This window comes from Streptomyces sp. NPDC086989, from assembly GCF_044745505.1.
Lineage (GTDB): Bacteria > Actinomycetota > Actinomycetes > Streptomycetales > Streptomycetaceae > Streptomyces.
The window spans coordinates 217,827-228,296 of record NZ_JBIVAL010000015.1; the positions used below are offsets into that span (position 1 = coordinate 217,827).

Here is a 10,470-nt window from a genome sequence, read left to right on the forward strand (position 1 = left end):
CCAGCCGCTCGACCGCGCGGCCCGGATTCCCGCGACGACCTCGCTCGGCAGAACGAACTAGGCCGGCACCGGGTCCGGTTCCATGACGGCCCGTCGACCGGCCGTCAGTGCCACTCTCTGCCTCTCCGCGAACGGCTGACCTGTCGCCATTGCCCCGCACCCCGACGCCGCCCGCTGGTCCGACGTGATGCGAAAAGGAGGGCCAGGGTCCGCCACCCGGCCTCCGACAGGATGACGGGCCTGGGAGCCACGTCCTCGTCACCATGAGCGGGCCGACGATCCGATGCAGCGTCCGCGTGGCCGGTGACGAGATCAACGATGCAGCCCATTCACGCCATCAGGAACACAGTGGAGAGTGGTGAGGGGTTCCTCCGGCCAACGGGCCCGGTTCGAGGGCCTGAGTCCTTGCTCCGCGCGCGCTGGTTCGTCGGCGCCGACGGCCCACCGGGACGCCCATTCACACGGAGTAGATTGCGGCATTCCGGGACCCTGCGGCGACAGACGGCGCGTTGCCGCCATCGGAGGCAGCCCGGTTCTGTTCTTGTGGAGGGGTGAGATCACCATTGCCCCGGCGCCAGCCTGAACGGCGTGGCCTGCGCCTGTGGCCAGTCCGCCGGGTTCTGGTCCTGGCCTTCGCCGCGGCGATTGCCTCAGCCGCCGCGGTGTTCACCGCCGGGTGGGTCTTGCTCGGTGTCCAAGGGCTGACGCCCGAGCACCACATCGGCTCCAGGACGCTGTTCGACCTGGCGAAGCTGGCCTTCGGAGTAGTCGCCGGCGCAGGCGCCCTGGTGGCCTTGGTCGTTGCCTACCGGCGTCAGCGCGTCGATGAGGACGGCGCCCTCCGTGAGGCCACTCGCCTGCATACCGAGCGCTTCACCGCCACCGTCTCCCAGCTCGGCGACGGCTCCGAGGCTGTGCGCCTCGGAGGGGTGTATGCCCTGGCCGGCCTCGCCGACGACGCTCCCACCCGCGACCTGCGCCAGACGTGCATCGACGTGCTGTGTGCCTACCTGCGTCTGCACTACACCGCCGAGGCCGATCTGCCGGTGGGCGACGAAGATGCCCGGCACGCCTACCTGGCCCAGCGGGAAGTCCGGCACACCGTGATCCGCCTCATCCGGGACCACCTGCGTCTCTCACCTGAGGATCCTCACTCGTGGCAGGGCCACCAGTTCGACTTCACCACCGTCACCTTCGACGGGGGAGATTTCTCGCATGCGGTGTTCTCCGGCGGCACCGTCAACTTCTTCGGCGCGGTGTTCTCCGGCGGCGCCGTCAATTTCCGCGGCGCAGAGTTCTCCGGCGGCAAGGTCACTTTCCGTGACGCCAAGATCTCCGACGGTCTGATCAACTTCTACGGCGCGGTGTTCTCCGGTACTCGGGTCGACTTCTGTGGCGCCAAGATCTCCGGCGGCAAGATCACCTTTCGCAACGCCAAGATCTCCGGCAGCATGGTCGACTTCCGCGGTGCGGCGCTCTCCAGCGGCGTGGTCAGCTTCCGCGGTGCGAACGTCTCCGCCGGCAGGGTCAACTTCTTCGGTGCGGTGTTCTCCGGTGGCACAGTCAACTTCCACAGCTCCAAGATCAACGGTGGCACGATCAACTTCCACTCGCAGTTCTCAGGCAGCACGGTCGACTTCAGTGACGCAGAAGTATCCGGCGGCACGGTCAACTTCCGTGACGCGAAGTTCTCTGGCGGCGCCGTCAACTTCTACAGCGCGAAATTCTCCGGTGGCACGGTCGACTTCCACAGCTCCAGGTTCGACGGCGCCACGATCAGCTTTTCCGGAGCGAGGTTCGACGGCGCCACAGTAGACCTGTCGACGGTGAGCGGCACTCCGCCAACGGGCCTGATTCCGACTTACGAGGGCCCGCTCCCCGCTGGGCTGAGCCTGCCTCCCGACTGGTATGCGGCAGAGGCCTGACGAGACCATCCGAGCCCCCTCACCTTGCACCCTCAACGTCGCCGCTCCAATGATCGTGGACGGTGCACAGCTGAGGGGGGCAGCGGTGAACACCGCGGTCGCCGTACGCAGGGGTTGGCGGTTGGACCGACCGGTGCGGTCACTCACTCCGGCGAAGCCGAGTTGGCTGTAGCGGGCGGCAATGGTGTGGCTGACCTGGAAACGCTCCGCCGCACTTCGGATCGGCATCCGTCGTCCACGACGCACCGGGCCAGGCGAAGTTGTCCGGTCTCGGCCAGCGGGGCTTTACGGTGGGGCACGAGGGCCTCCTCGGCCAGGTGGAGATGTCGCAATCCACACCGAGCCAGAAGGCCCTCACCCATTTCGAGAACCCGGCACGCGTGTCACCAACGTCCTGGGACAACACACGCTCGCTCCAGCGCGCCGCACCGACCGCCGTCCAGTTCCTCGACTATGTGCTCGAGCGGCTGCCGTTCCGCGTCGAAGTCATCCAGACGGACAACGGCGCGGAGTTCCAGTCCGCCTTCCACTGGCATGTACTCGACAAGCGCATCGCCCACACCTACATCAAGCCGGCGTCCCCGCACCTCAACGGCAAGGTCGAACGCTCACACCGCATCGACGCGGAAGAGTTCTACCGCATGCTCGCCGGTGTCGTCATGGACGACACCGGCGTCCTGAACGAAAAGCTCCGAGAATGGGAGGACTACTACAACTACCACCGCCCACACGGCGCTCTCGACGGCCAGACACCCTACGAACGCCTCAAGCAGAAGACCCAGGCCCGGATGTAACCAAGCTGAGGCAGACGCACACCTAGGCCGTTTCTTAGCGATCACCTCGCGGCCCAGATGTGGATGGCCGCGAGGTGAAGGGCCGCCTGGTAGGCGGTGGCGGTCTTGTCGTAGCGGGTGGCCAGGCCGCGCCACTGCTTGAGCTTGTTGATGCAGCGTTCGACGGTGTTCCGCTGCTTGTAGGCGGTCTTGTCGAAGGCTGGTGGCCGACCGCCCTTGCTGCCGGGTCGCCTGCGGTTGGCGATCTGGTCGGCCGGCTGCGGGATGACGGCTCGGATCGGGCGTTTGCGCAGGTGCTCGCGGATCGCTCGGGACGAGTACGCCTTATCGGCCAGCACGGCAGCGGGGCGGGTTCGCGGCCTGCCTTTCGGCCTCGTCACCCGGATAGCGGCCAACGGGGCGAGGCGGCCGGGCCGCCTCCGGACCGTGCCCCGGTGCCGCGGCATGCCCAGGCGCGGCACCGCAGTACGGTGCGTCTTCCGCAAGTGGCGCGCCTGAGCCGGGCGGTGCGGGGCTCCGGCCCCGTGCGCTCAGCCGCCCATCGCCTCGCAGTACCGCTTCAGCCCGGCCGCCTCCATGTCGACGTACCGGCGAGTCAGCTTGCCGTACGCCAGCGCGAGCAGCGGCGCCATGAAACCCTTCTGCTGCAGGCCGAGCACGACGCGGGACCGGCCCGCGCCGAGCGGCTCGATCCGGTGCGTACTGATCGTGGTGAACACCGGGTTCTGGGAGCGCCACTCGAAGCTGCGCCCGGCCTCCATCTCGGTGACCTGCCACACCTCGGTCGCCAGCTTGAGCTGCCGGACCTCCGCCTCGCTCCCGACCGCCACCGGGCCGCCGGACAACAGCCGTACGCTCGTCTTCGACACCGTCCAGCGAGGCCAGCCCTCGATGTCGGCCAGCACCTCCCACACCCGCTCCGGCGCTGCCGCGACATCCACCGTCACCTTGTACCGCACTCGCGTTCCTTTGTTCGAAGCCGATCCCCCACGGTACGCCCAGTCGCGCGGTGACGTTCACTCAGCACGTTCTTCCTGTTCGAAGGTCCGGAGCAGGTCGGCCGCGACGCTCACCGCGGTCGTGGCGGGTTCCTTGCCAGTGATCTCCGTGATCGCGATGGGATCTTGATCCGAGCGATGGCGGCGGCGTCGTGGCCGCCCTCGCTGGACCGGCGTTGCCGGAACCGCGCCCATTTGGCAGCCGAGCCGATCAGTCCGATCGTGCCGAGACCTGCAGGGTGCGCAAGGCGGCGTCGCACAGTGCGGCGTCCTCGGCGTGGTCGTGGGTCATGATCAGGATCCGAAGCGGCCTTCGACTCCTCCGGGCCAGGCGCGGGCGGAGTCGGAGGCCGCTGGACGTCCACACCAGTCGCGCGCCCGGGGCGAACGTCACCCCCTGGGCGCACCTGGTGGGGGAGTCGGTCCTGACCCGCTCCCGGTGAGCCGTGGGCGATACGCCGTGCGGGGCCGTCTTCTGAAACAGCTCCGCCGCCCTCGGCCTACGGTGCCGGGGTGTACGTCACCACCGTGTCGCCGCACTTGTCCGCGATGGCCTGCAGCGCGTCGTTCTCCGCTTCGTCGACTGTCAGTTGCCAACGGAGTTGGTGGCGGTCCATTCGGCGCTGCAGCGGCACAGGGCGTCGGGTGCCGGGGGGAGCCAGGTGGGAGGGGTCATGGTCGGCATTGGAGCGGTTCGAGCGGGCGGTGACGGCGATGAGGCTGCTGGCTTGGCCTTGGTCGTTGGCGTAGGCCTCGCGGCGGGCCGGGGTCCAGGCGGAGGCTCCGCTGTCCCAGGCTTCGGCGCGGGGGACCATGTGGTCGAGGCCGGAGGCGCCGGTGACGGTGGTGTCGTCGTAGTAGGACCACCACGTGCCGCCCGTGAGGGCGCAGCGGGCTCCGACGGTGGGCGCTTCGATGGCCCCGGCGAGGAGGCTTCGTTGCGGGTGTTGCAGCTGTCGGGGGGATGTCGCCGGCGTTCCAGTGCTTGAAGCTGGTGCGCTGGTAGCCGGTGCGGTCCTCGGCCGCGAGGGGGAGGGCGTCGACCGCCAGGCCCAGGGGCAGGGTCTGGGGCACCTGGCGGGCCGGGGTGTCGGCGGCGTGGGCGAGGGCGGGGGCGGGCAGGGTGAGGGCGAGGGTTGCGGCGGCCGCGGTCGCGGCTCGCATCAGCATGATCATCACGGGGCCGGTGTAGCGGCTCGGGGGCGGCAGGCAGAAGCCCGCGGGTGGTGGGTTCACCCGACTGCACACGGCAGTTCACCGGGGAAACGACTCTTCACATGGGTTACGGCCCCTGTCTGTGGGCGCCGGCTCGGCGGGAGGGGGGAACGGTTCCCTGGCCTCGCCCTCCGGCGCCGGAGGCGTGCACCCTCCGGGGCGTGCGGGCGGTCAGCTCCCGGCGGGGACCGCGGTCTGGGTGGGGCTGGCGCCGCTCCTGGCAGTCATCGGGCCGCTTCAGCGGCCATGCCGCGCAGGTGACCCGCCCGTGGCGGGCGTGCTTCCCCGTCCGCACCTGGCGGCCCGAAGTCGTTGGACGCACCCTGTTCGGGACGGCGAAGGCTCGGTAGAGTCCCGCACATGGCTGAGATCGACGCAGATGAGCTGCTGAGGCGAATCCGTGCAGCGCGGGACTGGGCTGCTGCGGAGGACGAACGGCTGCATGCCGCCAGCACGGCCGGTGGATCCGACGACCAACAGATTGCAGATGCCACGGCATCGCGGATCTACAACAGCATCCGGGCCGTCCTCGACGAGATCATCGAGCCCGGCAAGCACTCCCGGGAGAACTGACTCCCGGGCCCGGACCGATCTGCTCCCGCGGGCGCGCGGCGCCCCGGAGAGTGCCGCCGACGCCCGTAGCTTGCCGGCAGCACCCGAGCGCGGCGTGTCTGGTCTCCCGCGCCTCCTTACGCGCCGCAGGGTGTGGTGTTGTTCTTCAGGGAGTGAGTGGTGTCGTTGAGCTCATCGAAGTTCGACTGACCGGCGTTTGTCTCATCGAAGCTTGGTCGTCATCGCCCGCGGGGTTCCTGAAAAACTCTTGCCTGGGTTGTTCCGCCCCCCCGTAGCCTCATGCTGTGGCCGACGAATACAGGGCAAGCGATGTCTTCAAGAACCGGTGCACCAACGCGGCGCTGACGCTGCAGTCCTGCACCAACTACTTCATCGACCGCATCTCGTTGGTCGAGTCCAACGAGAACCGCAAGGACAACGTGCTGGACGTGTGGCTGCGCGAGGGGCCGCACAAGCCGGACGTGGTGATCTCGCTGTCCAATCTCCACTCGGTCCTCCCGTGGGAACCCGGGCTGGCCCCCGTCTTCATCGACGGGATCTCCCTCATTCACCTGCCGGCGTTGCCGTCGCCTTGGCCTGCCGAGGCCATCGGCCGGCTGGACCGCTCCGACGACCTCCCCGAACTGGTCTGGCTGAGGATCACCGGGACACTCGAAGTCGACACCGTCGCCTCCATCGTGTCCGTCTATCAGGCCCAGAGCGACGATGCGGCCTCCGTGCTCCAGTGACAGCCTCGACCCGCTCGAGGGCGCGGGCGGCCGTCAATGTTCCCTACGTTGTCTGCGGGACTGGGGGAGCCCTTCGTATGGTTCTCCCACCCAGGGGCGTCGGGTGTGGCTTTCAATGTTCTGCCGCTTGTGGCAACCACCGATTGGCCACCCGATGCCCCACGACGACTCGGCTGCCAGTTAGGAATTGCGAATGATCGCTCCGTAGGGATTCCTAATGCCGTCTGTCAAGCCGCGAGGGCTGTCGGTGGTGTGAGCTCGTAGCACCGTCCGTCGCGCAGGAGGGCCGTCGTTCTCGCGGCCGTCGCCCACTCCCTGGGCTCCGCCCTTGTTGCTCATCGCTACGGGCGTCGCGGTCGGTGTCGTCGACGCGTTCTATCTACCGGCCTCGGGATCCATGCCCCGTCGACTGGTACCCAAGGCCCAGTTGCCTCGTGCATCGAGAACACCAGCATCGCCGCGTCGCCGGTGATCAGCACGCGGCGCGCGCTGACACGGTCGCTGACCGCACCCCCGACGAGGAGGAGCAGAACACGCGGCAGCGTGATTGCGGTTAGGACCAGCCCCGCGACACTCCCGCCGTACGCACTGGCCGCCCAGCCGAGAGCGAAGTAGAAGAGCGCATTGCCCACGAGCGAGCCCAGAATCCCGACGGGCCACAGTATGTAATCCCTAGGCAGCCGAACCTGTGCCTGCCCCTCGTCACCTTCTCTCGGGCCCGGGACACCGCTGGATTCCGTAGTCACCTCAGCAGTCTGATCGCTAGCCGACATTGGGAGCCACCTGATGGATCCGACTGATGATGATCACGGGGCCGACACTGCCACACGGTACTGACATCGGGCCCGCTCGTCGTGGTGCGGAGGGAACTGCCACAGCCCGCTGAGCTGTACTCGCTCCGGCCAAGCCTCAGGTCTATTTCGTTAGGAGGTCTAAGGAGCTCGGGGCCGGGCAGCCCGGGCGCCCGCACCTGCCCGGGCGCCCCGCTTCACCCCTGAGCGCCGACGTACTTTCCTTGACCACTTGGAAGCCGGCCTGTCGGTCACCGCCGCCGCGGCCGAGGTTGGGATCACCACCGCTGTGGTCTACCAGCGCCGTAAACGCGACCCCGCCTTCGCCGCCGCCATGGACACCGCCCACCAGGCCCATCCCCGCACACCAGACCCGACGCCCGACCCGGACGAATGGGAAGCGTTCTTCAACAACCTCCGCCCCGGCACCGAGCCGCGCCAAGCGGCGCTTGCCGCCGGCATCCGACCTGAGGTCGTCTACCACCGCCGCCGCGCCGACCGCGCGTTCGCCCACCGCATCGACCAACAGCGAACCGGCCGCTAACCCCAGGCGCGCCGTGCCGCTCGTCGTGCCCGGCAACGCGGGTTCACTCGATGCCGAGGGCGGCGTCGGGCCGGCAGTGGGGGCAGGCTTGTACACCCTCGGCCAGCGCCCGCCGCGCCTCGTCGATGCTCATGCCCGTGCAGCGCTTGCGGGCATCTCAGCAGCCGCCGGCGTGGACCTCGGCCCACTCCGGTGCCGCGCTCGATCAGCCACGTCGGCGGCTCGGGCAGCGGCCGACGCTGCGCGGCAAGGGCCGCCTGCTGCTCCGCGACGATCAGCGCCCGCTCGGCACGCCCCAGCTCACCGCGCAGGTATGTGACGACGGTGCGCAGACGGAGCAGGTCAGGAGGGAGCTCGGACACAGCTCAGCCCCCGTACTGCGCCTTCTGTGCTTCCTTGCACGCCGCGCTCAAGGGCGAAGCGCCCACCCCGTATCGACAGCAGGGGGTGCCGCACCGGGCGCAGGGTCCGGTTTGGCTGGGCGCCCAGGTGACGGGCTGCGGTCTGCCGGTGGGGCGGGGGAGGTCATGGCGGTGCTCCTCGATGTGCGTACAGCCCTATTCACTCACTTGCTCGATTCTTCGCGCGAGTATGTGCAGGTCACCGGGCGTGGGTCTTGTGACTGAGCACTCGATCTGTCCAATGAGCACTGGACTTGTCGTGCTGTGTATTGGGGTGGGCGGGCAGGGTAGCCCTCATCAGGGCCGAACTGGACGGCCTGGCCCCGGACTCCTACCTTTGCCCCCCCAGCGGACAACACCGACCGGTAGCTAGGGCGATGGAGGTGACGGCGCGACCGCCATGTGCCGACCTGCGGAAAACGACGCCTGCGGCCCGGGGATCCCCGGGCCATTTAGCATCGGTTCATGTCAACCGAGCGGATGGAAGCGTTCAGCGACGGGGTCATCGCCATCCTGATCACGGTCATGGTGCTCGGGCTGCCCATTCCGCACGGCACCACTTGGGCGGCGTTGCACAACGCGCTCCCGGCGCTGCTGACCTACGTGCTCAGCTTCGTCTACCTCGGCATCTACTGGAACAACCACCACCACATGCTGCAGGCGACTGATCAGGTGAACGGGCTGATCCTGTGGGCGAACCTGCACCTACTGTTCTGGCTCTCCCTGATCCCCTTCACCACGGCTTGGATGGGGGAGAACCACTTCGCCGCGGTCCCCGCGGCCGCGTACGGCATCGTCCTGCTCGCCGCTTCCCTGGCCTACTACACACTGCAGAGGGCGATCATCCGAGACCAGGGTGGAGAGTCCCTGCTCGCCGCCGCCGTGGGTAGGGACCTGAAGGGCAACGTCTCGCCGCTGCTGTACGCGAGCGGCATCGGCCTGTCCTTCCTGAGCAACTGGATCGCGGTGGCGATCTATGCCGGTGTCGCGCTGATGTGGCTGGTCCCCGATCGCAGGCTCGAGCGGACCGTTGCCGACAGACCGACCCCGGGACAGAGCGGGTCCGCCCACTGACACCCGCGGCGTTGCGACGGCAGCGAATTCCCCGGTCTCGGCAACCGCTGGACCGGCCTGGGGATCCCCAGGCCGCTGGTGTCGTTTCCGCAGGTAGGAACATGGCAGTCGCGTCATCACGTCCGATTCGCCCTAGCTACCGGTCGGTTAGTTGTCCCCGGGTGTTCGAGCTGGGATTCCGGGGCCCTGGCGGCGGTCCCCGCGGCGGCCGGCGGGCCGTGCCCGTCGGGCTCTGCCGGATGGGAATGCCGGGCGGGGGCTCCCGTCCTACGCTGGCGGTATGTCCGATTTCATTGCCGCCGGCGCCTCGGCCGACGAGCTTCCCGCACCGGCCGAGGGTCTGCTGCTGACGCACTTTCTCACGGTCGGCGACGTCCCTCGCTCGCGGGCGTTCTATGCCGATGTGCTGGGCGGGCAGGTGGTGCTGGAGGAGAACCCCCGCATCATCAAGGTCGCCAACAGCTGGATCATCATGAACCCCGGCGGCGGCCCCACGGAGGACAAACCCGACGTGACACTGCGCCCACCGGAGGACCGCCACGCCGCCTCCAGCTTCCTGAACGTACGGGTGGCGGACATCCACGGCTTCTACGCGGCGGCCCGCGCCAAGGGAGCCGAGTTCCTCACCCCGCCCATCGACCGGCGCGCCGAGCTGCGCTGCTACATGCGCGACCCGGATGGCTACCTCATCGAGGTCGGCCAGTCCACGGGCCTGCTCAGGGGCATCCTGGCGCGCACCGATACCCAAGGCTGACCACTGCACCGCGCTGCACTGCTGACCGAATTCGTCAGATGCGACGGACCGGGTCCGTGATTCCGCCGGGGCACGCAAGCGCCGCGATGTCCCATCCGGCGCGTTGGGCCCCGGCCTGGTAGGCGCTTTCGTAGAAGGCGAGCACGGCGGCACGTGGATCGGCCTCGGCGCGGGCCGCGTCGTAGCGCAGCACGGCCAGGTGGCTGTCGCCGCGCGCGACCCACTGCGCGGACGCCGGGCTGAGTGGCGCTTCGGTCAGACCGGCGGGCTCGGGGGCGGTGTAGGAGTAGAACGCGGGCTCGGCAAAAGTGTCGTCCCCGAACCAGAAGCCGGAGCTGATCACTTCCGAGGAGTACGCCTCCCGGGTGACGGGGTCGGCCTGCCTGGGCTGGTCGACCCGGCGCCCGGAGAACCGGCTGTGGGCGATGTCGAAGGTGTGCCAGAAGTGGTGCACCGGGCTGACCTTTCCCGAGAAGCCCGCCGCGAACTCCTCCAGCACGGACGCCACCTGGCTTAGACATCGTTTCTTTTGGTGTGCTCGTTCGTTGAGCCGTGCATGACGGATCTGGTTGAGCGGTTGGTGCCGGACGAGTTGTGGGTGCTGTTTCGGCGGGTGGTACCGCCGACGGAGGTCATACGCCCGCAGGGCGGCGGTCGGCGCCGGGCGGGTGAC

The 10,470-nt window shown here is 68.7% G+C and carries 11 protein-coding genes and 3 pseudogenes; 7 read left to right on the plus strand and 7 right to left on the minus strand.

Translation table 11 applies throughout. From position 1 onward, the window contains the following. The first annotated feature begins 551 nt into the window (after positions 1–551). Entirely contained in the window at positions 552–1,925 is a 1,374-nt protein-coding gene (locus ACIPK4_RS31600) for a pentapeptide repeat-containing protein (protein WP_402319021.1), read from the plus strand. Positions 1,926–2,021: 96 nt separating this feature from the next. Here ACIPK4_RS31600 and ACIPK4_RS31605 read toward each other — a convergent pair. After that, positions 2,022–2,224: pseudogene (locus tag ACIPK4_RS31605) on the minus strand (IS481 family transposase); the annotation flags it as partial. Positions 2,225–2,248: 24 nt separating this feature from the next. On the opposite strand from ACIPK4_RS31605, the gene ACIPK4_RS31610 reads away from it, so the two are divergent. Beyond that, positions 2,249–2,719 (plus strand): integrase core domain-containing protein, encoded by a 471-nt coding sequence (locus ACIPK4_RS31610; protein ID WP_402319024.1) that lies wholly within the window; start codon positions 2,249–2,251, stop codon positions 2,717–2,719. Positions 2,720–2,760: 41 nt separating this feature from the next. On the opposite strand, the pseudogene ACIPK4_RS31615 reads toward ACIPK4_RS31610, so the two are convergent. The 4 genes and pseudogenes from ACIPK4_RS31615 to ACIPK4_RS31630 form a co-directional block, all read right to left on the minus strand. Beyond that, positions 2,761–3,102: pseudogene (locus ACIPK4_RS31615) on the minus strand (transposase); the annotation flags it as partial. Between the two features lie 147 nt (positions 3,103–3,249). After that, positions 3,250–3,678, minus strand: coding sequence for an SRPBCC family protein (locus tag ACIPK4_RS31620; RefSeq protein ID WP_402319027.1), 429 nt, complete (start codon positions 3,676–3,678; stop codon positions 3,250–3,252). A gap of 57 nt (positions 3,679–3,735) precedes the next feature. Then, positions 3,736–4,018: pseudogene (locus tag ACIPK4_RS31625) on the minus strand (XdhC family protein); the annotation flags it as partial. A gap of 199 nt (positions 4,019–4,217) precedes the next feature. Then, positions 4,218–4,532: a hypothetical protein gene (locus tag ACIPK4_RS31630; RefSeq protein ID WP_402319029.1), complete on the minus strand. Its 315-nt coding sequence runs from the start codon at positions 4,530–4,532 to the stop codon at positions 4,218–4,220. Positions 4,533–5,292: 760 nt separating this feature from the next. Between ACIPK4_RS31630 and ACIPK4_RS31635 the strand changes: the two genes are divergently transcribed. From ACIPK4_RS31635 to ACIPK4_RS31645, 3 genes are all read left to right on the plus strand, one after another. Further along, positions 5,293–5,505, plus strand: a complete 213-nt coding sequence (locus ACIPK4_RS31635; protein WP_402319031.1) for a 3-deoxy-D-manno-octulosonic acid transferase — start codon at positions 5,293–5,295, stop codon at positions 5,503–5,505. Positions 5,506–5,789: 284 nt separating this feature from the next. Continuing rightward, on the plus strand, positions 5,790–6,233 hold the full coding sequence (locus ACIPK4_RS31640) for a hypothetical protein (RefSeq protein WP_402319034.1): 444 nt from the start codon (positions 5,790–5,792) through the stop codon (positions 6,231–6,233). 1,023 nt (positions 6,234–7,256) lie between these two features. After that, positions 7,257–7,568 (plus strand): hypothetical protein, encoded by a 312-nt coding sequence (locus tag ACIPK4_RS31645; protein ID WP_402319037.1) that lies wholly within the window; start codon positions 7,257–7,259, stop codon positions 7,566–7,568. Positions 7,569–7,611: 43 nt separating this feature from the next. Here the strand turns inward: ACIPK4_RS31645 and ACIPK4_RS31650 are convergent, their stop codons facing one another. Beyond that, the gene (locus tag ACIPK4_RS31650) at positions 7,612–7,701 is read right to left on the minus strand and encodes a DUF6233 domain-containing protein (RefSeq protein ID WP_402319040.1); all 90 of its coding nucleotides are present in this window, start codon (positions 7,699–7,701) and stop codon (positions 7,612–7,614) included. A gap of 733 nt (positions 7,702–8,434) precedes the next feature. Here ACIPK4_RS31650 and ACIPK4_RS31655 point away from each other — a divergent pair. Then, positions 8,435–9,043 (plus strand): TMEM175 family protein, encoded by a 609-nt coding sequence (locus ACIPK4_RS31655; protein ID WP_402319043.1) that lies wholly within the window; start codon positions 8,435–8,437, stop codon positions 9,041–9,043. A gap of 280 nt (positions 9,044–9,323) precedes the next feature. Continuing rightward, positions 9,324–9,797: a VOC family protein gene (locus ACIPK4_RS31660; RefSeq protein ID WP_402319046.1), complete on the plus strand. Its 474-nt coding sequence runs from the start codon at positions 9,324–9,326 to the stop codon at positions 9,795–9,797. Positions 9,798–9,831: 34 nt separating this feature from the next. Here ACIPK4_RS31660 and ACIPK4_RS31665 read toward each other — a convergent pair whose 3' ends face one another. Next, positions 9,832–10,362, minus strand: a complete 531-nt coding sequence (locus ACIPK4_RS31665) for a DUF5996 family protein (protein WP_402319064.1) — start codon at positions 10,360–10,362, stop codon at positions 9,832–9,834. Positions 10,363–10,470: the final 108 nt, after the last annotated feature.